Source organism: Exiguobacterium sp. PvP048 (genome assembly GCF_040549175.1).
In the GTDB taxonomy this organism is placed as follows: domain Bacteria; phylum Bacillota; class Bacilli; order Exiguobacteriales; family Exiguobacteriaceae; genus Exiguobacterium_A; species Exiguobacterium_A artemiae.
In genome coordinates this window covers 351,389-371,413 of record NZ_JBEPSU010000001.1, presented here as the reverse complement: position 1 = coordinate 371,413, position 20,025 = coordinate 351,389, and the positions used below count along the sequence as shown (strand labels likewise).

The following is a 20,025-nucleotide window of genomic DNA, read 5'->3' as shown; positions in this document are numbered from 1 at the left end:
GTACAGAAAGGTCGGATGAAGTGATTGAATGGCCAAAGGATATGATTCAATTAAAAGGGTTGGCACAGGCGACGACTGTGGAGTTGTTAGCATGTCTCGTCCGCAGCGGAACCCGGAACCGAAGTCCGCTTGAAATCGCCGAAGACTTACTTGAAATCTATCCGTCGCTGATCGAACTGGAAGCAGCAGGTGTCGGCGGACTGGAGAAGGCACCGGGCGTCGGAAAAGTAAAGGCGCTCCAAATCATGGCGGGACTGGAACTCGGCCGTCGGCTCGTCACGGAACCGAAATGGGTCCGTCCGGTCGTCCGCTCACCGGATGATGCCGCGGAATTGCTGATGGAGGAGATGCGGTTATACCAACAGGAACACTTCATCTGCCTGTATCTGAACACGAAAAATGAAGTGATCTCGAAGAAAACACTGTTCATCGGCGGACTCAATACATCGATTGTTCACCCGCGCGACATATTTCGGGAAGCCATCCGTTGTTCGGCGGCAAGCTTCATCGCCGTCCATAATCATCCGTCCGGTGACCCGACACCGAGCCGGGAAGATATCGAGGTCTCGGAACGAATGGTTGAAGCGGGCAGATTGATCGGAATCAGTTGCATCGATCACCTCGTCATCGGACATGGACAATTTATTAGTATGAAACAGCGGGGATTTATGTAAGAATAACGTCTGAGGGGGAACTGTGCTTCCTGACCTCAGGCGTTTTTACTTTTGTAACCACCATTGAACTGTAAACAAGCTGTAACGTTTTAACGCTTTCCAAGGAAGGCTTTTCCGTTATAATTAGTGAAGTGTATTCTCAGAGAGGGGTTTTTTGAATAATGTTTGGATCATTTAGCCGTGAAATCGGCATTGACTTAGGTACGGCAAATACGCTCGTTTATGTGAAGGGGCAAGGCATCGTCGTGCGCGAACCTTCTGTCGTCGCATTCCGTACCGATACAGGAAAGATTGAAGCAGTAGGTAATGCAGCGAAAAACATGATTGGACGGACACCGGGAAACGTGACGGCACGACGCCCGATGAAAGATGGGGTTATCGCCGATTATGAAACAACGGCTACGATGATCAAATACTTCATGGATCAAGCAACGAAGAAAAAAGGCTTATTCTCGTCTAAGACTAACGTCATGATCTGTGTACCAAGCGGCATCACGTCCGTTGAAAAACGTGCGGTCGAAGATGCAGCCAAACTCGCTGGTGCACGCGAAGCTTATACGATTGAAGAACCGTTCGCGGCAGCAATCGGAGCAGGTCTTCCGGTTTCTGAACCAACGGGATCCATGGTCGTCGATATCGGTGGCGGAACGACGGAAGTTGCTGTCATTTCACTCGGTGGTATCGTCACAAGCCAATCGATTCGTGTTGGTGGAGATGAGATGGACGAGTCGATCATTCGTTACATCAAATCGAAATACAACTTGATGATTGGTGAGCGGACGGCTGAAACGTTGAAAATGACAATTGGTTATGCGCGGATTGATGAAGAATCGGAAAACGAGACGATGGAAATTCGTGGACGTGATCTCGTAACGGGACTTCCGAAACAAATCGAAGTCACAAGTGCAGAAATTTGTGACGCGTTGTCTGATACGGTCGATGCGATTTTAGCCGGTGTCAAGCATACGCTCGAACAAACACCGCCGGAATTATCAGCAGACGTCATGGACCGCGGAATCGTCCTGACAGGCGGCGGCGCTCTTCTGAAAAACTTGGATGCTGTGATTGAAGATGAAACACGCATCCTGACACTCGTTGCGGAAAATGCGCTCGACTGTGTTGCAATCGGTACAGGTAAATCACTGGAGATGATGAATGTGTTGCGTTCGAAATCAGGCATCTCACAAAAAAGATAAGGACGGGATGAGCGATGAAGCGATTTTTAAATAATCGAAAACTGCTCATCACACTCCTTAGTTTTCTCCTTTTGGTGATTTTAATCGGAATCTCGCTTCAAGGACGTAACCAAACCCACTGGTATCAAAGCTTTGTCCGCGATACGGTCGGGGTTGGCCAACGTCTTTTTGCGACACCGATTGGCTGGATTGATGATACGGTCACTTCGGTTAAAGAAGTGCGCGATGTGTATAAGGAAAATGAGTATTTAAAATCACGACTGGGCGACTATGCCGGAAATTCCGTTAAAGTCCGCGACCTGGAACGTGAGAACAATGAATTAAAAGACATGTTGAAGTTAAAGGGATCGATTCGTGATTATACGTTATTACCGGCAGAAATGATCGGTCGGACGTCATCCGAGTGGCAACGCTTCGTTACGGTCAACATCGGTAAAGAACAAGGGGTGAAAGCCAACATGGCCGTCGTGACGGCAGATGGATTGGTCGGTCGTGTCATTCAGACAAGTGCCTACACTTCACTCGTTCAGTTATTATCGGATACAAGCCGGACGAACAATGTCTCAGCTGTCGCTGACGATACAAAAGGAAAAGGGGTCTTCGGAACGATCGAAGGCTTTGACGAAGAGACGAATCTTTTGAAATTCACGAAGATTCCGAACGACGCCAAACTGAAAAAAGGTCAAATTGTTACGACATCCGGACTCGGTGGCAAGTATCCGAGCGGTATCGTCGTCGGTAAGATCGAACAAGTGAAATCGGATCAATACGGTGCTTCGAAAATCGCATACGTCAAACCGGCAGCAGACTTCGAACAGTTTGGTCACGTTTTCGTGATCCAGCGCGAAGCGAAGGAACCTTTCGCTGAGACCGACAAGGGAGGGGACACTCGTGAATAACATCAAGTTGTTTTTCGCCGTGTTCCTTCTTTTTATCTTGGAAGGAACACTGTTCGCAGGTCCGCTCGGAGACGGCTCTCCTTACGTCATTCATGTCACGCTGATTGCGCTGATGTTTTTGGGGCGTTACGGAAAAATCGAACAGGCGCTTGGTTTTGGACTGCTGTTTGGTCTGTTATATGATTTCGTCTACTCGGATATCATCGGAATTTATTTATTTGCGCTATCTGCCATTCCGCTTTTTAGTAGCTTCGTGCTAAAATATGTAAAGGAGAACGTATTAACGATTATCGTCACCTTTACGTTCAGCGCTATTTTGTTTGAACTGGATATTTATTTCTTCACGGCTTCGGTCGTAGGGGTCGGTGTTCCCTTCAAGGAACTCGCGACACAAATCATTCCAAGGAGTCTCATTGCGCAGTTGATTGGGATCATCGTGCTGTATTACCCGATGACGCGACTGGTGCAATCCACATTTGATGAGAAAAGAGGATGAGTCATGATTGAGCGTAAGCGTTATGTAACGATGAAAGGTCATCGTGGTGGCCTCGCCGTCTATGTAAATGAAAGGTGCAGTGTGGATGAATTTCTTGACGATTTAGAATTGACGCTTGCCGACAAATCCGTCGAGAACGGACGCGCCGTTCCGATTACCTTCTTCTTTGGTCGCCGTTATGTCGACGAAGGCGTTGTGACGGCCGTCGAGTCCATCGTCGCGCGTCATGATTCATTTTCATTTAATGGGTACGACAGCGAGTGTCTGACGAAGGATGAAGCAAAAGCCCTGTACGGGGAACGAACATTTCATTACTTCGGCGGCACGGCCCGCAGTGGGCATGTCGTAGACGTTGAAGGATCGATTGTCGTCATTGGCGACATCAATCCAGGAGCCGTCGTTCACGCAACCGGCAGCATTTATTGCCTGGGAGCGTTACGTGGAACGGTTCATGCAGGAAAAGGCGGGAATCATCAAGCTGTCATTGCTGCCAGTGTCTTACAACCGAAATGGATTTCAATTTCTGATTTTGTTTATGAAGATCCGGACGATGCGCCGATTCAGGCACTGGATATGGGCTGTGCGTTTGTCGGGGAAACAGGAGTAGAATTTTCTCGTCTTCAAACCGTTCCGCTTGCGCGGATGGATCAATTTGCGATTGATAGTGAAAGAGGGTGACAGATATGGAACAAGTGAAAGAACAGGTACATAAAGATGCGAAAACGCATGTGGGACGTGCCATCGTCGTCACATCTGGTAAAGGTGGCGTCGGTAAGACGACGACAACGGCTAACATCGGGACGGCACTTGCGCTGATGGGGCATTCAGTTTGTCTCGTTGATACAGATATCGGTCTTCGGAATCTGGATATCGTACTTGGCCTCGACAACCGGAGTATCTATAATATCGTTGACGTCGTGACCGGGCAATGTAAACTGCATCAAGCCCTCGTCCGTGATAAACGTTTTGAAGAAATGTATCTGTTACCTGCTGCCCAATCCAAGGATAAATCATCCGTTACACCGGAACAGGTAAAAGGCATCATTGATTCGTTGAAACTCGAGTATGACTTTGTTTTGATTGACTGCCCGGCAGGAATCGAACAAGGATTCATGAATGCGATTGCCGGTGCAGATGAAGCAGTCATCGTCACGACACCGGAAAAAGCAGCGGTTCAGGATGCAGATCGGATCATCGGAATGCTTGAGCGCTCGGAACGTCAAATCGTACCGAAGCTCGTCGTCAACCGTGTCCGTTCGCATATGATGGCATCTGGAGATATGCTCGATATCGATGAAATCATGCGTATTCTGTCGATTGATCTGCTTGGTCTGATCGTCGATGATGAAGAAGTCATCGCGGCTTCACATCGTGGTGTACCTGTGACGATGAATCCGGATAACCGGGCTGGTCTTGGCTATCGGAACATCACCCGCCGGATTCTCGGAGAGTCTGTTCCGTTGCTCGACATCATGGAACAGCCGCAAAAAGGATTTTTCGTGAAACTTAAAAAAATGCTTGGCATGAAATAAGATGGGGAAAAATAGACTAGAAGGGTTTTGATGCTTCTAGTCTATTTTTCATGGAGGAATGAAGATGAAATGGATTAGTGAACAGACTCCGTCCCTGGAACGGGTGGCATTGGTCGAAGGAGGACGGGTCGTCGAGTACCATGAACGGATGCGGGATGAGATTCGGGTCGGTACGTTGCTGCATGCCAAAGTCGATCGGTTGCATCCGACACTGGAAGCGGCATTTTTGATTGCGACGGATGGGACGCCGCTTTATTTACCGATCAATGAGACGCTCGAGACGTTACGCCGTTATCCGGAAGTTCCGACAATCGGCCAAGCCGTTCAGGTCGGTCAAACCTTACTCGTACAGGTGGTGAAAGAAGGGGCTGCGCCGAAACAGCATAAAGTCACACAAAACATCACCTACGGCGGACGGTTTCTCGTCTATTTCCCGTATGGACGCCGTGTACGCTTCAGCCGCAAACTGGATCTCGTCGTCCAGCAGCAGCTGGCGAAAGTGATTCCGGTAGCGGAAGAAGAAGGGATTTTATACCGGACAGAAGCGGCACAAGCCGAGGTCGGAGTGTTGATGACGGAATTAAAGCAATTGCGTGCGCGTCATCAACACATGCTACAGCAGGCGACGTTGGAACAGGATGAGCCGTTGATCATTCAGGAAGCGAAACGGTTAAGTCATGTCGCCGAAGCGCTTGTCACGACCAGAGCGGAGAAAGAGCGGCTCGAGCAGATGGGGTTGCAAGTCGAGCGTCCGGTCATCAAAGGGCGCCTGCCGGTCATGGAACAGGTCGACCGGGCGATTGAGAAGGCACTGGACCGGGTCGTTTGGCTTGATGGTGGTGCTTACCTGTTGATTGAAGAAGTCGAGACGATGACCGTGATTGATGTCAACAGCGGGAAAACGGTTTCCGTCAAAGAACAAAAGCGGACATTTGATCAAATCAATGAAGCAGCTGCTGTTGAAATCATGCGGCAACTCCGTTTGCGGAATATTAGCGGCATGATTGCCGTCGATTTTTTAAGGGGTTCCAGTAAAGGGCAGACACGGGTGACGCAACTGTTGAAGGAACGGGCCGCACATGAGTCAAAACAGATTGAAGTATACGGTTTTACGAAGATGGGATTATGTGAATTGACGCGTCAGCGGCACGGAAAGTCCTTATTCGAACGGTCCCGGGATCACGGTCAGCCGTCTAGGATTGCCATCCACCGGCAACTCGAACCGCGGCTGATGGAACTGGCAACTCATGCGGAGGCGGCGGTCGTGCGTGCTCCGCTCGCTTTGCTCAGTCCGTTGCTTCTTGCCGAAAGTCCTCTCGAATTGCTTCTGGTAGAAGGCGAACCGGGGATTCTGTTTACCGGCACGAAAGCCGATTGTGACGATTTCGTCAAAAGACAATAAGAATAAAGGAGAACGTTATTGACAACAGTCAGCATCGTTTGGTATTCTGAATAACGTTAGTTCGTTTGGAAAGCACCCAAATGACTACAACCGCACAGACCGGGTTTTAAAGCATCCGCTGCCCGTGATGGCGAGTCTGAGTTCCTAAGAGGAGGTGCACGTAATGTACGCAATTATTAAAACTGGTGGTAAACAAGTTAAAGTCGAAGCTGGCCAAGAAATCTACGTTGAGAAATTAAACGCAGACGTCGACAGCACAGTAGAATTCGGCGAAGTCTTGATCCTTGGTGGTGACGATGTTAAAGTCGGCGCTCCACTCGTAGAAGGTGCGAAGGTCGTAGCAACGGTCATCAAACACGCTCGCGCGAAAAAGATCACAGTCTTCAAAATGAAAGCTAAAAAGAACTACCGTCGTAAGCAAGGTCACCGTCAACCTTACACGAAGGTCCGCATCGAGAAAATCGAAGCGTAAGCCATGATACGTGTCAAGATTCGACGAGATGAAGCGGATTTGATCCGTTCCATCGAAGTGACAGGACATGCCGAGTTCGCTGAGCCTGGTTTAGATTTAGTCTGTGCCGGCACATCAAGTGTGATCTTCGGGGCATATAATGCCATCGAATCACTGCTCGGGCAGGTCCTGCTCCTTGAAATGGCAGAACAACAAGAAGGTGGCTACTTTTACGTAGAACCGTATGCTGACTTAGCACCGGATGTCAGTGAACGCACCCAATTGTTACTGGAAGCGATGTTGGTCCAACTCGGAACCATCGCCGACAGTTACGGTGAGTTTATCCAACTTGAACAAATATAGGAGGTGGATTCCACATGTTGAAACTTAATCTTCAGTTCTTCGCATCGAAAAAAGGGGTAGGTTCGACAAAGAACGGTCGTGACTCGCAATCGAAACGCCTTGGGGCGAAACGTGCAGACGGTCAAACTGTTTCTGCTGGTTCAATCCTCTACCGCCAACGCGGTACGAAGATTCACCCAGGTATGAACGTCGGACGTGGTGGCGATGATACACTTTTCGCAACTGCAACTGGTGTCGTTCGTTTCGAACGTCTCGGACGCGACAAAAAACAAGTCAGCGTTTACCCAGCATAAGTGATCGATGAAGCAGACTCTAGCCACTTTCAGGGGTTAGGGTCTGTTTTTTTTAGGAGGGAACGACTGATGAAGGATGAACAGGTACTGGATCTTTTGAAGTCACTTCGTCACGAATGGTTGAATCGGTTACAACTTGTTCGTTCATATAGCGCGATGGGTGACGAGGCGGCTGTTGAATCGATTTGTTCAATGTATCGGGAACAAGCGTCGCGAGAAGGACGACTTTCCCTGATTGGACTACCGAAAACGGCACTCGCACTGCAACGAGCAGATTGGACAGGCCTAACTGTCGAATATGATGTAATCGAAATACCAAAGCAGATCGAGGATTCACGCTTGGCGTCTATTCTTGAAGCTGCGTTTGACATGATAGAAGTGGGGAATGGAGAAGTATCCGTGACCTTCCATGAGGGCGTGACCATCGAGATCTATCGGGATCTACTAGATATGTCGCGCCTTAAAGATCTAGTGACGCCGATGGAGATCGAGTCACAGACAGAACATGAGTGTGTGATTGAAATCGAAAGTCTTCCTGTCGAGGAAGAAAAGTAATAGGAGGGATCTGACATGTTTGTCGATCAGGTAAATATTTATGTAAAAGCAGGAGATGGAGGACGCGGGCAGGTAGCGTTCCGTCGCGAGAAATATGTTCCAGACGGCGGACCAGCCGGAGGAGACGGTGGGCATGGTGCTCACGTCGTTCTCGAAGTGGATGAAGGACTTCGGACGTTGATGGATTTCCGTTACAAACGTCATTTTAAGGCCGTTCAGGGTGAAAACGGGATGTCGAAAGGGATGCACGGACGTAAAGCCGAGCACCTGGTCGTTAAAGTCCCGCCAGGCACAGTCGTGTATGACGATGATACGGATGCAGTCATCGCTGACCTTGTCCACCATGGACAACAAGCCATCGTGGCTAAAGGCGGACGCGGCGGGCGTGGAAACTCACGTTTCGCAACACCAGCGAACCCGGCTCCGGAACATGCAGAGAATGGTGAACCCGGTGAAGAGAAATACTTGAAACTCGAATTGAAAATGCTCGCAGATGTCGGACTTGTCGGCTTCCCGAGTGTCGGGAAATCAACGATGCTGTCGATCGTATCAGCAGCACGTCCGAAAATCGGGGCGTATCACTTCACGACGATTACGCCGAACATTGGTGTCGTTGAAACGGAAGACAGCCGCAGTTTCGTCATGGCCGATTTACCGGGTCTGATTGAAGGGGCAAGCGAAGGTGTAGGTCTTGGTCACCAGTTCCTCCGTCACGTCGAGCGGACGAAAGTCATCGTGCACGTCATCGATATGAGTGGTATGGAAGGACGCGATCCGATTGACGATTACAATATCATCAACAAGGAGCTTGCGGACTACAACCTTCGTCTGACAGAACGACCACAAGTCGTTGTCGCAAATAAAATGGATATGCCGGATGCGGAAGCGAATCTCGAAGCATTCAAAGAAGCGTTCCCGGATCTTGAAGTGTTTGCCATCTCAGCTGCAACACGCCAAGGATTACGCGATCTCTTGTTCCGTATCGCCGACCTTGTTGATGCGACGCCGGAATTCGGTCTCGAAGAACTCGAAGAAAAAACAGCGACACCGCGTGTCGTTTACGGATATGAAGCACCGGAAGCCGGATTTACGGTTTCGAAAGATGAAGATGATTGCTTCGTCATCAAAGGACCACGGATCGAGAAGCTGTTTACGATGACAAACTTCATGCGTGAAGAATCCATCAAACGCTTTGCCCGGACGTTGCGTCAAATGGGTGTCGATGAAGAACTTCGTAAGATGGGTGCGATTGACGGCGACGTCGTTCGAATCCGCGACTTCGAATTCGAATTCATCGAGTCTTCGTTCTAAAATACAACAAGTTCATTTGAGAAATGGAGTGTGAGAGCATCGTGGACCCACTTCCCGCGATTCAGTTCATCTGGTTTTTCGTCCTGCTTGTCATCTCGGCCTTTTTCTCCTCGTCTGAAACCGCCTTGTCGAGTGCAAACCGGTTACGGATTTTGCATCAGTCGGAGGAGGGGAGCCGTCGTGCGACTCAAGCTCTTCGTCTGTTGCAACGGTATGAGGAGACACTGACCGCCATCTTAATCGGAAATACCTTGTCTAACCTCGGTGTCGCGATGATTGGCGGCTGGTTGGCGATGACGGTATCGACGGATCTATTGGTACAAATCAGTATTGTTTTTCTGACGTTTCTGTTCATCTTGTTATTTGGGGAGCTCATTCCTAAATCCTATGCTCGGGAACATGCGGAAACGTATGTGTTTTGGATCAGTGGTCCGCTGCATGTCTGTCTGAGTCTCTTTAAACCGGCGATTTTCCTGTTTCTGAAGTTACGACAGGTTGCGTTGTTGCTGATTGGGGCCGATCCGAAAGGACCGCTTGTCACCGAACAGGAATTACGGGCTTTAGTCGATATCAGTGAAGAAGAAGGTGTCATGGACGAAGCGGGAGCAGAAATCGTGCATCGGGCGGTTGACTTTAAGAATGTCACGGTCGAAGAAGCACTGACACCGCGAACGAATATTCAGGCAATCGACATTGATGCCGGTTTTGATGAAATTTTACGTGAAGTGCAAAAAGGCGGATTCTCGCGTTTGCCGGTCTATAAGGATTCGATTGATCACATCATCGGAGTTTTATCAGAACGTGACTTTTTACGGGAATTCGTCAAGCACGGACGTGTCGAAATTCGCGAATTGATTCGTCCGGTTTCGTTTGTCGTTCCGCAAACCCACATCATTGATTTGCTACCGGAATTAAAAGTCAAACAGTCACATATGGCTGTTGTACTGGATGAATTCGGAGGAACAGCCGGTTTGATTACACTGGAGGATATTCTCGAGGAACTGGTCGGAGAAATCTGGGATGAACATGATGAATCACTCGAGTACACGAAACAGGTGAGCCCGAACCGGTATGAATGTCTGGCGGAATACGACATCGAAGATTTTTGTCATCAATTTGACTTGGCGATGCCGGAAACGGAAGCACAGTCGCTTGGAGGCTGGATTATGGAAGATGTCGGTCATATTCCGGAAGTAGGGACTCAGATGGTGTATGGACCGTTGACCTTGACTGTCCTGCACGTCGAAAACCGGCGGGTCCGGACCGTTTCAGCCGTATTCTCACAACATGAACCATCAGAAGGAACGGACGATTTAAACGTCTGATCTGCATAACAAAAGGCCCGTTCCGATTAGGAATGGACCTTTTTGTTATGAAAGGATGTATTTAAAAGGCATCCTCGTGATTAAACATCGAGTTCTGAAACAAGAATACCCAAACGGTCGAGCGCATCGATTGCGGCATTTAACGCTTCTTCGTTATCCGCTTCCAGCGTATGAATGTGGACACCATCCGTCAAAGTGGATAAAGGGGTCGCCTGCGTTTCTTCCAGTTGTTCGATCAACGCCCGGACATCGCGGCGGCTTTTCAGCATCAATTCTCCTGTTAAAAAGCCGTAGACGGGATGTTCGACGATGACATCACGGATGATGACACCTTCATCGACGACGGCGTCACACTCTGCTTTTAATTGATCACTAGCGTGCCGGCAGACGACTTTTCTCATATGGCGGGATTCGTCAAGCTCCGGATGATTTAATAGATATCCCCGGGCAGTCGCAACGACAGGATGTCCTTTTGCTTTTAGCAATGATAAATCCTGCACGATGACCTGGCGGCTGACACCTGCCTGCTTCGCCAACTTCGTTCCTGTGACGGGTTGTTCGCTTTGTTGAATGATTTCTAACAACTCTTGCCGGCGTTCTTCTCCGGACTGTCTTCTTCCCATGATTATTCCTGCCTTTCCAATTAATCTGATTCCTCCAGAGAACATAGAACATCGATACATCGCTCTACTTCCTCGGCTGTTGTCATCCGACCGAAACTGAGTCGAATCAATCCATGAGCCGCCGACTCATCAAAACCAATCGCCCGTAAAGTCGAGTTGGGGCCATTTTCACCTGCACGACAAGCGCTTCCCGCCGAGACGGCAATTCCGGCACGGTTCAGGGCGAGGAGGACGAATTGACCATCCCGTTGTTTCGTATGAATGGCACAAATCGAATGAAGTTGCTGAGGGGACTCAATGATTTGATAATAAGCAGCTGGAAGTCTTTTTTTTAGCATACCACGAAATCTTTTGCTCGATGCCTGGATCTGTTGATTTTCCTGAAGATAACGGTGACATGCCATCATGAAAGCAGCAATTCCCGGGACATCGACGGTTCCCGGCCGGATTCCGAATTCGTGGTGCGCCTCATAATAGGGACTGAACAGGGGATGACGCAAATAGACGGCACCGAGTCCTTTCGGTCCATACACTTTATGACTGCTGATCGTATAAGCTTCGACGTCGGTCAAATCAACCGGGTTCTTCAAAAAGCCTTGAATCCCGTCACAGTGGAACAGAATACCTTTTTTTCGGCAAAAGGCGGCAATCGCGGCAATCGGAAAGATGAATCCTGTTTCTGAGTTTACCTGCTGGATAGAGACGACACCGACCTCTTCCGTACACGCTTGTTCGAATAAGTCCCAGTCGAATTCACCGGTCGTCTTTAAATCGAGTGCCTGCCAATGGACTGCCCACCGTTGCAAAGGAAGTAAAACGGAATCGTGTTCCGATTTAAGTGTCAAGACAGTTGTCTTATTGGTTTGGCGGAGAAGATGGCTTAAAGCGATGTAATTAGCTTCAGAACCGCTGCCCGTAAATATAATCGTTCCTTCCGTTACACCGAGCCATTGCATTAATTTATTCCGTGCCTGTTCCAGCAGTTGAAGGGCGTCTTCTCCCGTGTCATGGAGCGAAGAACTGTTGCCGTAGAACCGTTCTGCCGTGTCCCGATACTGTTCGATGGCATCCGGGTGCATAGGTGTCGTTGCCGCGTGATCTAAATAAATCATCAATTATCGTATCCTTTCATCTTGTCACTCAGCTAAAAATATGCCAAACTTATTGTCAAGTCAATAGTAAATATAATTGTATAGAGGTGTTTTTCATATGTCTTTACATAAAACAGAAGAAGTGGATGTTCTAATCATCGGGACAGGACTAGCTGCCGTATCGGTTGCCCTGCATCTTCCGGCTGATCTGAATGTCATTCTCGTCTCAAAAGGAACAAGGACAGAAACAAATTCGATGCGGGCACAAGGCGGAATTGCGTCAGCGTATCTCGAAGCCGACCATGTCAGTCATCAAGCGGATACGAAGCAGGCGGCAAAAGGACGGACCGATGAAACGATGATTTCTTTTATCACCGCAACCGGAAAGCAGGTGATTCCGGAACTCGAAGCATTTGGTGTTACGTTTGATCGTCAGGTGACAGGAGCATACGCTCTAGGTCAGGAAGGGGCGCACTCGTTACCGCGGATTTTTCACAGTGGCGGAGATCAAACAGGAGAACGAATCATGACGCAACTGTTTCGACAGCTCAAGCATCCTGTCAGGGAAAACACGGTCATCACGGAATTGTTGACTGATCACCGACAGGTTGTCGGAGCACGAGGATATCAAGGTGAAACACCGATTGTCTTTTCAGCTCGGTCTGTCATCCTGGCGACAGGAGGCATCGGCGGACTGTTTGCAGCCTCGACGAATGAACCGAGCTTGACCGGTGACGGTTTAGCTTTGGCTGCTCAAGTTGGCGCCAGTCTATCGGATTTAGGTTATATCCAACATCATCCGACCGTTTTGTTGCATGACGGCGTCAGTCACGGTTTGATTACGGAAGCTTTACGTGGCGCCGGTGCCTTTTTGATGACGGCAGACGGCCGGCGCGTGATGTCGGATCATCCGCAAGGCGACTTGGCGGCCCGGGATGAAGTGGCGATGAGAATCACGACGGTACGAGAACAGGAAGCGGTCTATCTCAATACGACGCCTGTCGAACATCTGCAAACACACTTTCCAACATTTGTTGAAAAATGTGAAATATTGAACATATCACCTGATATCGTCGAAGTGACGACCGGTGTGCACTTTTTAATGGGCGGGATTAAAACGGATCGTCTCGGACGGACAACTGTTCCGGGACTGTATGCAGTCGGAGAGGTCGCTTCAACAGGATTGCACGGAAAAAATCGATTAGCCTCGAACTCACTTCTCGAATGTTTTGTGATGGGCAAGGAACTGGCGTTACGACTCCAGTTGCCGCCCCGTCTGCCATTGCCTGAAAATCAGTTCAAAGAAGATGAAGAGAAGGTGGCACTTGACCCATCATGGACAGAAGCGCTGGCCGTCCATCTTGATGAAACCGTACTTAAACAAACCTTGGAAACCTTCAAAAACCAACCGGAGGAACGGGCAACAGGACGGGACGCTGAACTGAGGCGCCTGCATCTGATGACGGCAAAGCTGTTGCTTGAAGGTGCAATTCAACGATTAAAAGGAGACCGACAACATGAACAGATGGTATCTACGACGACAGCTTGAGGATTTTTTGGTGGAGGACATCGGGCATCAGGATGTGACGAGTGAGGTGTGTTTGACCGGCGATGAAATAGGAACCGGTCACTTCATGGCGAAAGAGGACGGTATTTTTTGCGGCGAAGCGGTATTGGTCGAACTAGCCCGACTGCTCGGAGTCGAACACGAAACACTTGTCCGGGACGGAGAACCGATAGTCCGGGGAGAAGTCGTTGCGAAGTGGACCGGGCGGTTACAAGCGATTTTAACGGGAGAGCGGGTCGCATTGAATCTGATTCAGCGGACGTCCGGAATCGCGACATTGACGCATCAGGCTGTCCGTCTGGTCGCCGGGAACGTCCGGATTGCGGATACCCGTAAAACAACACCGGGACTCCGGATGCTTGAGAAACATGCGGTTCGAGTCGGAGGCGGATTTAATCACCGCGGTCGACTCGATGACGCCGTCATGATCAAAGATAATCACATCACCGTCGCCGGTTCGATTACAGCAGCTGTCCGTCGGGCGAAGGCGCAAGTCGGTCATACGACACCGATTGAAGTCGAAGTCGAGACCGGTGAAGAGGTCAAGGAAGCAGTTGCAGCAGGGGTCGACATTATCATGCTCGACAACCGGACACCGGAAGAAATTAAGCGGTTCCGGTCATGGATTCCGAAATCAATCACCGTTGAATTGTCCGGCGGGATCACGCTGGATACGTTGCCAGCCTATAGTGAGTGCGGGGCAGATTACATCTCACTCGGAGCATTGACCCATTCGGCACCGGCGTTAGACATCAGTATGAAAATTGCGGGAGGAAAAAAAAGATGAGTCTTGATTTATTTACAGAGCAGGGGATTCCAAAAACGTACTCAGAAAAAACGGATGCACAATTAGTGACAATCATTAAAGGTATCAAAGAACGGATGGGCTCACGGTTATTTTTACCGGCACATCATTATCAGAAAGATGAGGTCGTTCAGTTCGCCGATGCGACCGGAGATTCACTCCAGCTCGCCCAACTGGCGAAACAGATGACAGACGCAGAATATACTGTTTTTTGCGGCGTTCATTTCATGGCAGAGACGGCAGATATGCTGACGGATCAAACACATACAGTCGTCTTACCGGACATGCGGGCCGGTTGTTCAATGGCTGATATGGCAAATGGATTTCAGACGGAACGGGCATATGAGATATTGACGAACCGGTTGGGCCGATCGATTCTCCCGCTGACCTATGTCAATTCAACGGCTGAAATCAAAGCGTTTGTCGGACGGCACGGTGGAGCGACGGTCACGTCCTCGAATGCCGTTCCGATGGTCGAATGGGCACTCGGGGAACGCGAGATTCTTTTTTTCCTGCCTGACCAACATCTCGGGCGAAATACGGCACATGCTTTGGGGATTCCCCTGGAACAGATGGCAGTCTGGGATCCGATTGCGGATCGGCTGATATTCGACGGAGCGGATGAGGACATCCGGGTCGTCCTGTGGAAAGGACATTGTTCCGTCCATGAGAAGTTTACGGTCGGACAAATTGAACAGTTCCGTCAAGCGGACCCCGAGCGGAAAATTCTTGTTCATCCGGAGTGTTCCTTTGAGGTCGTGGCAGCGTCGGACCTGAACGGTTCGACAGCCTATATCATCGATCAAATCAAACGGGCGGAACCGGGGACGAAATGGGCGATCGGTACAGAGATGAACTTAGTCCAACGACTGGCGAACGATTATCCGCAACTCGATATCGTCTCCTTGAATCCCTTCATGTGTCCCTGTCTGACGATGAACCGGATTGATTTACGACACCTCGCCTGGTCGCTCGAACAAATCGAAGCCGGTCAGCCGGTCAATATCATTACCGTTGATCCGGAAACGACGCGATATGCGGTACTTGCACTCGAACGGATGCTTGAACGTTCTTGATCGTCCGAAAAGAAAAGTCAATCTGAACCATTTACGCACTACGAACCAGAGAAAGGAATGTCGCATTCCGTTTTTCTGGTTCGTTTTTTTAGTAGTTTAGAAGAGATGAATTTCCATCGTGACCGTCTTCCGTTTAAAGAATTACGTTTTGAAGAGCCTCCTCGTTATATGCTACAATAACACGAGAGTTTGTTAATGGATGGGAGCGTTCTAAAGTGATAGAATTCGTACGCGGCGAAGTCGCTTATGTCTGTGCGGAATTCGTGACGATCGAGTTCGGGGGGATTGGCTACAAAATCGTAGCACCGAACCCGTTTTTTTATCGGACCGGAGACGAACAGGTTATCGTATATACGTATCATTATGTCAGAGAAGACCAGGAAGTTTTGTTCGGATTCCGTTCAAGACGGGAACGGGCGCTGTTCACAAAATTGCTTGGCGTAACGGGAATCGGTCCTAAAGGATCACTCGCCATTGTGGCGTCCGGAGACGTCGATGCGCTTGTTGAAGCGATTGAGCAGGAAAAGGAAAGTTATTTGATCAAGTTCCCCGGTGTCGGCAAAAAGACTGCGAAGCAGATGACCCTTGATTTAAAAGGGAAGTTGGCAGAGCTCGCACCGGATTATATTCCGAGCGAAGGATTATTTGCCCAAGGAAATGCGGAATTAAATGAAGCATGTGAAGCGTTGACGGCACTCGGATACAGTGAACGGGAAGTCGAAAAAGTCAAAAAAGCACTTCAAGGTGAAGTGTTGTCGACGGATCAATATGTGAAGCGGGCGTTGCAGTTGTTATTGAATGTGAGGTGAGAACGTGGAAGAACGGATTTTGTCAGAATCCGCACATGCGGAAGATCAGGAAGAGTGGAGTTTGCGTCCTCAGACACTTGATCAATATATTGGTCAAGAGAAGGCAAAAGGCAACTTAAGTGTCTTTATCCAAGCGGCAAAAATCCGTCAGGAAACACTGGACCACGTACTTTTATACGGTCCTCCCGGTCTTGGTAAGACGACGCTTGCGACAATCATTGCCAATGAGATGGGGGTCGGTATCAAGACGACAGCCGGACCGGCGATTGAACGTCCGGGCGATTTGGCTGCTATTTTATCTTCGCTCGAACCGGGAGATGTCTTGTTCATCGATGAGATTCACCGGTTAAGCCGGTCGATTGAGGAAATTCTTTATCCGGCGATGGAAGACTATTGCCTCGATATCGTCATCGGTCAAGGCGAACTCGCCCGCAGTGTGCGGATTGATTTACCGCCGTTTACCCTCGTCGGAGCAACGACGCGGGCCGGTATGTTATCGGCTCCGCTTCGTGACCGGTTTGGAGTGACGCTGAAACTCGAGTACTATACGATGCCGGAATTGTCGGCGATTGTTACACGGACGTCCCGCTTGTTTGGTTTTGAAGCGGACCGGATGGCAGCGGAAGCGATTGCGCTCCGTTCCCGGGGAACACCCCGTGTCGCCAACCGTCTGTTGCGGCGTGTCCGTGATTTTGCACAAGTCGCACACCAAACGGCAATCGATGCGACACTTGCGACGGGCGCCCTTGATCGTCTGCATGTGGATGCACTCGGGCTGGATGACGTCGATCACCGTCTGTTACGTTCGCTTGCCGAACGTTTTGCCGGCGGACCGGTCGGCCTTGAAACGATTGCTGCGACGATCGGTGAAGATGCCCAGACGATTGAAGATGTCTATGAACCATACTTGCTGCAGCAAGGATTTTTACAACGTACACCACGAGGTCGTGTTTTGACGCCGTTTGCGCGGCGACATTTAGGATTGAAAGAAGGAAACTAAAGATGGATGTAAATTTATTTGATTTTCATTTACCGGAAGAGCAGATTGCGCAAGTGCCTTTGCTCGATCGGACAAGTTCGAAGCTGATGGTCGTCAACCGGGAAACCGGCGCCCTTCGGCATGAAAAATTTCATGATATCGTCTCGTATTTTAATGCGGGGGATACTCTTGTCATCAATGATACAAAGGTCTTGCCGGCACGCCTATTTGGTGTCAAGGAAGAGACCGGCGGCAAAATCGAACTGTTGTTACTCAAACAGACAAGCGATGACGTCTGGGAGACACTCGCGAAACCGGCGAAACGCGTCAAACCGGGAACCGTCCTGTCCTTTGGTGACGGATTGCTCCGCGCGGAATGTGTCGAAGCACTCGACGACGGCGGACGGATCCTGAAGTTCTCGTATACAGGGATTTTTTATGAAGTACTCGATCAACTCGGGACGATGCCGTTGCCGCCTTATATCCACGAGCAGCTTGAAGATCAGGATCGTTACCAGACCGTTTACGCCCGGGAACGGGGAAGTGCGGCAGCTCCGACAGCCGGTCTTCACTTTACGCCGGAACTGTTGCAGGCCCTGACGGATAAAGGGGTTCAGCTTGCGCCGTTGACGTTGCACGTCGGACTCGGGACATTCCGTCCGGTCTCTGTTGATGACGTCGACAGCCACAAAATGCATAGTGAATACTACGAGTTACCGGAGTCTTCCGCAAAGATTTTACGCGAGACCCGCAAAAACGGCGGACGGATCATTGCTGTCGGAACGACTTCGACACGAACGCTTGAGACCGTCATCCGCGATCATGGGGATTTTGTTGAAGCTTCCGGTTGGACGGATATTTTCATCTATCCTGGTCAGGAAATTAAAGGAATCGACGGATTGATTACGAACTTCCACTTGCCGAAGTCGACGTTGATCATGCTCGTATCCGCTTTATCGACCCGCGAACACATATTACATGCCTATGAAGAAGCTGTTGCGCAAAACTACCGATTCTTTAGTTTCGGAGACGCAATGTTCTTAACGAGAGAGGAATTAAACCGATGACAAAACATGCAGTAACGTACGAACATATCAAGACTTGTAAACAATCTGGTGCGCGGTTAGGAATCGTCCATACGCCGCACGGCAGCTTCGAGACTCCTGTTTTCATGCCGGTCGGGACACAAGCGACGGTCAAGACAATGGCGCCGGAACAGATCAAAAACATGAACGCGAACATCATTTTGTCAAATACGTATCATTTGTGGGTCCGTCCGGGACATGATGTCATCAAGGAAGCCGGCGGTCTCCATAAATTCATGAACTGGGACGGTGCGATTTTAACCGATTCGGGCGGATTCCAAGTCTTTTCACTCGCTGATTTGCGCAACATCACGGAAGAGGGTGTCAACTTCCGCAACCACTTGAACGGAGACAAACTATTCCTGTCACCGGAAAAAGCGATGGAAATCCAGAATGCCCTTGGTTCGGATATCATGATGGCCTTTGATGAATGTCCGCCATTCCCGGCTTCTCACGAATACATGAAAGCTTCAGTCGAGCGGACAAGCCGCTGGGCGGAACGTTGCCTTGAAGCTCATGAACGGCCGCAGGATCAAGCCTTGTTCGGGATTATTCAAGGCGGAGAGTATGAAGATTTGCGCCGCCAAAGCGCACGCGATCTCGCATCGCTTGATTTCCCGGGTTATGCAGTCGGCGGTCTGTCGGTCGGAGAGCCGAAAGACGTCATGTATCGTGCCCTTGATTTCACGACACCACTCATGCCGGAAGACAAGCCGCGTTATTTGATGGGCGTCGGTTCGCCGGATGCCTTGATCGAAGGAGCCATCCGCGGGATTGACATGTTTGACTGTGTCTTGCCGACCCGGATTGCCCGCAATGGTACGTTGATGACATCAAGCGGACGTCTCGTCGTCCGGAATGCCAAATACGCGCGTGATTTCCGTCCGCTCGACGAAAAGTGTGATTGCTACGCCTGTAAGAATTACTCGCGTGCTTATATCCATCACTTAATCCGGGCACAGGAAACATTTGGTCTTCACCTTTGTTCGACACATAATCTTCACTTCCTCGTCAAGTTGATGGAAGGCGTCCGTCAAGCGATTCGCGAAGATCGTCTGCTTGATTTCAAAGACGAATTCTTCGAAGAATACGGTTATAATTTACCGAACGCGAAGAATTTCTGATAAATGGTCTGACAATTCTATTCTTTTTACGGTATAATGAACGTGATTTGAATGAAAAGGAGCTGACTCAGATGCAACAATTATTGACATTCCTCCCGATGATCTTGATCTTCGTGGTGTTTTATTTCTTGTTGATTCGTCCACAGAACAAACGCCAGAAGCAAGTGCGTGAGATGCAAACCCAGTTATCACGCGGTGACTCGATCGTAACGATCGGTGGCCTTCATGGGGTCGTACAAAAAGTAGATGAGACGACAGTCACATTGAAATCGGGTAACGCTCAATTGACGTTCAACCGTAGTGCGGTCGCAGAAGTTACGAAAAAAACTACGACTGTCATGGACGACGAAATCGTCGAATAAGGCTAGA

The 20,025-nt window shown here is 49.5% G+C and carries 23 protein-coding genes and 1 other annotated feature; of the genes, 21 read left to right on the top strand and 2 right to left on the bottom strand.

Going from position 1 to position 20,025, the window contains the following annotated elements; all coding sequences use genetic code 11:
• The first annotated feature begins 41 nt into the window (after nucleotides 1–41).
• The 13 genes from radC (at nucleotide 42) to ABIC15_RS01855 (ending at nucleotide 10,497) form a co-directional block, all read left to right on the top strand.
• Complete coding sequence (radC, locus tag ABIC15_RS01915) at nucleotides 42–674, top strand: RadC family protein (protein ID WP_483298750.1); 633 nt, start codon at nucleotides 42–44, stop codon at nucleotides 672–674.
• 161 nt (nucleotides 675–835) lie between these two features.
• Nucleotides 836–1,870 (top strand): rod shape-determining protein, encoded by a 1,035-nt coding sequence (locus tag ABIC15_RS01910; RefSeq protein WP_012370984.1) that lies wholly within the window; start codon nucleotides 836–838, stop codon nucleotides 1,868–1,870.
• 14 nt (nucleotides 1,871–1,884) lie between these two features.
• On the top strand, nucleotides 1,885–2,769 hold the full coding sequence (gene mreC / locus ABIC15_RS01905; protein WP_012370983.1) for a rod shape-determining protein MreC: 885 nt from the start codon (nucleotides 1,885–1,887) through the stop codon (nucleotides 2,767–2,769).
• Nucleotides 2,762–3,265 (top strand): rod shape-determining protein MreD, encoded by a 504-nt coding sequence (gene mreD / locus ABIC15_RS01900; RefSeq protein WP_012370982.1) that lies wholly within the window; start codon nucleotides 2,762–2,764, stop codon nucleotides 3,263–3,265. Before mreC ends, mreD begins: the two co-directional genes overlap by 8 nt.
• A gap of 3 nt (nucleotides 3,266–3,268) precedes the next feature.
• The gene (locus tag ABIC15_RS01895; RefSeq protein WP_012370981.1) at nucleotides 3,269–3,943 is read left to right on the top strand and encodes a septum site-determining protein MinC; all 675 of its coding nucleotides are present in this window, start codon (nucleotides 3,269–3,271) and stop codon (nucleotides 3,941–3,943) included.
• A gap of 50 nt (nucleotides 3,944–3,993) precedes the next feature.
• Nucleotides 3,994–4,797 (top strand): septum site-determining protein MinD, encoded by an 804-nt coding sequence (minD, locus tag ABIC15_RS01890; RefSeq protein WP_041261996.1) that lies wholly within the window; start codon nucleotides 3,994–3,996, stop codon nucleotides 4,795–4,797.
• Between the two features lie 64 nt (nucleotides 4,798–4,861).
• Nucleotides 4,862–6,199 carry a ribonuclease E/G gene (locus ABIC15_RS01885; protein WP_012370979.1) on the top strand — a complete coding sequence of 446 codons (1,338 nt, stop codon included), beginning with the start codon at nucleotides 4,862–4,864 and terminating at the stop codon, nucleotides 6,197–6,199.
• Nucleotides 6,200–6,277: 78 nt separating this feature from the next.
• Nucleotides 6,278–6,347 (top strand) — a sequence feature (ribosomal protein L21 leader region).
• 15 nt (nucleotides 6,348–6,362) lie between these two features.
• A complete protein-coding gene (gene rplU, locus ABIC15_RS01880; protein ID WP_012370978.1) occupies nucleotides 6,363–6,671 on the top strand; it encodes a 50S ribosomal protein L21 in 309 nt (102 codons plus the stop codon).
• Between the two features lie 3 nt (nucleotides 6,672–6,674).
• A complete protein-coding gene (locus tag ABIC15_RS01875) occupies nucleotides 6,675–7,013 on the top strand; it encodes a ribosomal-processing cysteine protease Prp (RefSeq protein WP_012370977.1) in 339 nt (112 codons plus the stop codon).
• Nucleotides 7,014–7,027: 14 nt separating this feature from the next.
• Nucleotides 7,028–7,306, top strand: a complete 279-nt coding sequence (gene rpmA / locus ABIC15_RS01870) for a 50S ribosomal protein L27 (RefSeq protein ID WP_012370976.1) — start codon at nucleotides 7,028–7,030, stop codon at nucleotides 7,304–7,306.
• A gap of 69 nt (nucleotides 7,307–7,375) precedes the next feature.
• Nucleotides 7,376–7,861 (top strand): Spo0B domain-containing protein, encoded by a 486-nt coding sequence (locus tag ABIC15_RS01865; protein WP_012370975.1) that lies wholly within the window; start codon nucleotides 7,376–7,378, stop codon nucleotides 7,859–7,861.
• 15 nt (nucleotides 7,862–7,876) lie between these two features.
• Complete coding sequence (gene obgE, locus ABIC15_RS01860) at nucleotides 7,877–9,172, top strand: GTPase ObgE (protein WP_012370974.1); 1,296 nt, start codon at nucleotides 7,877–7,879, stop codon at nucleotides 9,170–9,172.
• Nucleotides 9,173–9,213: 41 nt separating this feature from the next.
• On the top strand, nucleotides 9,214–10,497 hold the full coding sequence (locus tag ABIC15_RS01855; RefSeq protein WP_214763523.1) for a hemolysin family protein: 1,284 nt from the start codon (nucleotides 9,214–9,216) through the stop codon (nucleotides 10,495–10,497).
• Nucleotides 10,498–10,577: 80 nt separating this feature from the next.
• Here ABIC15_RS01855 and ABIC15_RS01850 read toward each other — a convergent pair whose 3' ends face one another.
• A complete protein-coding gene (locus ABIC15_RS01850) occupies nucleotides 10,578–11,120 on the bottom strand; it encodes a transcription repressor NadR (protein ID WP_214763524.1) in 543 nt (180 codons plus the stop codon).
• Nucleotides 11,121–11,140: 20 nt separating this feature from the next.
• The gene (locus ABIC15_RS01845) at nucleotides 11,141–12,232 is read right to left on the bottom strand and encodes a cysteine desulfurase family protein (protein ID WP_354019576.1); all 1,092 of its coding nucleotides are present in this window, start codon (nucleotides 12,230–12,232) and stop codon (nucleotides 11,141–11,143) included.
• Nucleotides 12,233–12,329: 97 nt separating this feature from the next.
• On the opposite strand from ABIC15_RS01845, the gene ABIC15_RS01840 reads away from it, so the two are divergent.
• From ABIC15_RS01840 to yajC, 8 genes are all read left to right on the top strand, one after another.
• A complete protein-coding gene (locus tag ABIC15_RS01840) occupies nucleotides 12,330–13,760 on the top strand; it encodes an L-aspartate oxidase (RefSeq protein ID WP_354019574.1) in 1,431 nt (476 codons plus the stop codon).
• A complete protein-coding gene (gene nadC / locus ABIC15_RS01835) occupies nucleotides 13,729–14,565 on the top strand; it encodes a carboxylating nicotinate-nucleotide diphosphorylase (RefSeq protein WP_354019573.1) in 837 nt (278 codons plus the stop codon). Before ABIC15_RS01840 ends, nadC begins: the two co-directional genes overlap by 32 nt.
• The gene (gene nadA / locus ABIC15_RS01830; protein ID WP_012370968.1) at nucleotides 14,562–15,659 is read left to right on the top strand and encodes a quinolinate synthase NadA; all 1,098 of its coding nucleotides are present in this window, start codon (nucleotides 14,562–14,564) and stop codon (nucleotides 15,657–15,659) included. The genes nadC and nadA overlap by 4 nt, the downstream gene beginning before the upstream one ends.
• A gap of 215 nt (nucleotides 15,660–15,874) precedes the next feature.
• Nucleotides 15,875–16,468 carry a Holliday junction branch migration protein RuvA gene (ruvA, locus tag ABIC15_RS01825; protein ID WP_354019570.1) on the top strand — a complete coding sequence of 198 codons (594 nt, stop codon included), beginning with the start codon at nucleotides 15,875–15,877 and terminating at the stop codon, nucleotides 16,466–16,468.
• Nucleotides 16,469–16,472: 4 nt separating this feature from the next.
• The gene (ruvB, locus tag ABIC15_RS01820) at nucleotides 16,473–17,468 is read left to right on the top strand and encodes a Holliday junction branch migration DNA helicase RuvB (RefSeq protein ID WP_354019569.1); all 996 of its coding nucleotides are present in this window, start codon (nucleotides 16,473–16,475) and stop codon (nucleotides 17,466–17,468) included.
• A gap of 2 nt (nucleotides 17,469–17,470) precedes the next feature.
• Nucleotides 17,471–18,514, top strand: coding sequence for a tRNA preQ1(34) S-adenosylmethionine ribosyltransferase-isomerase QueA (queA, locus tag ABIC15_RS01815; RefSeq protein WP_012370965.1), 1,044 nt, complete (start codon nucleotides 17,471–17,473; stop codon nucleotides 18,512–18,514).
• Entirely contained in the window at nucleotides 18,511–19,656 is a 1,146-nt protein-coding gene (tgt, locus tag ABIC15_RS01810) for a tRNA guanosine(34) transglycosylase Tgt (protein WP_012370964.1), read from the top strand. The genes queA and tgt overlap by 4 nt, the downstream gene beginning before the upstream one ends.
• 71 nt (nucleotides 19,657–19,727) lie before the next feature.
• On the top strand, nucleotides 19,728–20,018 hold the full coding sequence (yajC, locus tag ABIC15_RS01805) for a preprotein translocase subunit YajC (protein WP_012370963.1): 291 nt from the start codon (nucleotides 19,728–19,730) through the stop codon (nucleotides 20,016–20,018).
• Nucleotides 20,019–20,025 lie beyond the last annotated feature (7 nt).

Bases quoted from the DNA above. Each gene is read 5' to 3' on its own strand.
- ABIC15_RS01910 (WP_012370984.1), top strand. From the start codon at position 836: ATGTTTGGATCATTTAGCCGTGAAATCGGCATTGACTTAGGTACGGCA.
- rpmA (WP_012370976.1), top strand. From the start codon at position 7,028: ATGTTGAAACTTAATCTTCAGTTCTTCGCATCGAAAAAAGGGGTAGGT.
- yajC (WP_012370963.1), top strand. From the start codon at position 19,728: ATGCAACAATTATTGACATTCCTCCCGATGATCTTGATCTTCGTGGTG.
- ABIC15_RS01840 (WP_354019574.1), top strand. From the start codon at position 12,330: ATGTCTTTACATAAAACAGAAGAAGTGGATGTTCTAATCATCGGGACA.
- obgE (WP_012370974.1), top strand. From the start codon at position 7,877: ATGTTTGTCGATCAGGTAAATATTTATGTAAAAGCAGGAGATGGAGGA.
- ABIC15_RS01845 (WP_354019576.1), bottom strand. From the start codon at position 12,232: ATGATTTATTTAGATCACGCGGCAACGACACCTATGCACCCGGATGCC.
- ABIC15_RS01895 (WP_012370981.1), top strand. From the start codon at position 3,269: ATGATTGAGCGTAAGCGTTATGTAACGATGAAAGGTCATCGTGGTGGC.
- ABIC15_RS01875 (WP_012370977.1), top strand. From the start codon at position 6,675: ATGATACGTGTCAAGATTCGACGAGATGAAGCGGATTTGATCCGTTCC.
- ABIC15_RS01850 (WP_214763524.1), bottom strand. From the start codon at position 11,120: ATGGGAAGAAGACAGTCCGGAGAAGAACGCCGGCAAGAGTTGTTAGAA.
- nadA (WP_012370968.1), top strand. From the start codon at position 14,562: ATGAGTCTTGATTTATTTACAGAGCAGGGGATTCCAAAAACGTACTCA.
- tgt (WP_012370964.1), top strand. From the start codon at position 18,511: ATGACAAAACATGCAGTAACGTACGAACATATCAAGACTTGTAAACAA.
- ABIC15_RS01865 (WP_012370975.1), top strand. From the start codon at position 7,376: ATGAAGGATGAACAGGTACTGGATCTTTTGAAGTCACTTCGTCACGAA.
- ABIC15_RS01885 (WP_012370979.1), top strand. From the start codon at position 4,862: ATGAAATGGATTAGTGAACAGACTCCGTCCCTGGAACGGGTGGCATTG.
- queA (WP_012370965.1), top strand. From the start codon at position 17,471: ATGGATGTAAATTTATTTGATTTTCATTTACCGGAAGAGCAGATTGCG.
- mreC (WP_012370983.1), top strand. From the start codon at position 1,885: ATGAAGCGATTTTTAAATAATCGAAAACTGCTCATCACACTCCTTAGT.
- radC (WP_483298750.1), top strand. From the start codon at position 42: ATGATTCAATTAAAAGGGTTGGCACAGGCGACGACTGTGGAGTTGTTA.
- rplU (WP_012370978.1), top strand. From the start codon at position 6,363: ATGTACGCAATTATTAAAACTGGTGGTAAACAAGTTAAAGTCGAAGCT.
- nadC (WP_354019573.1), top strand. From the start codon at position 13,729: ATGAACAGATGGTATCTACGACGACAGCTTGAGGATTTTTTGGTGGAG.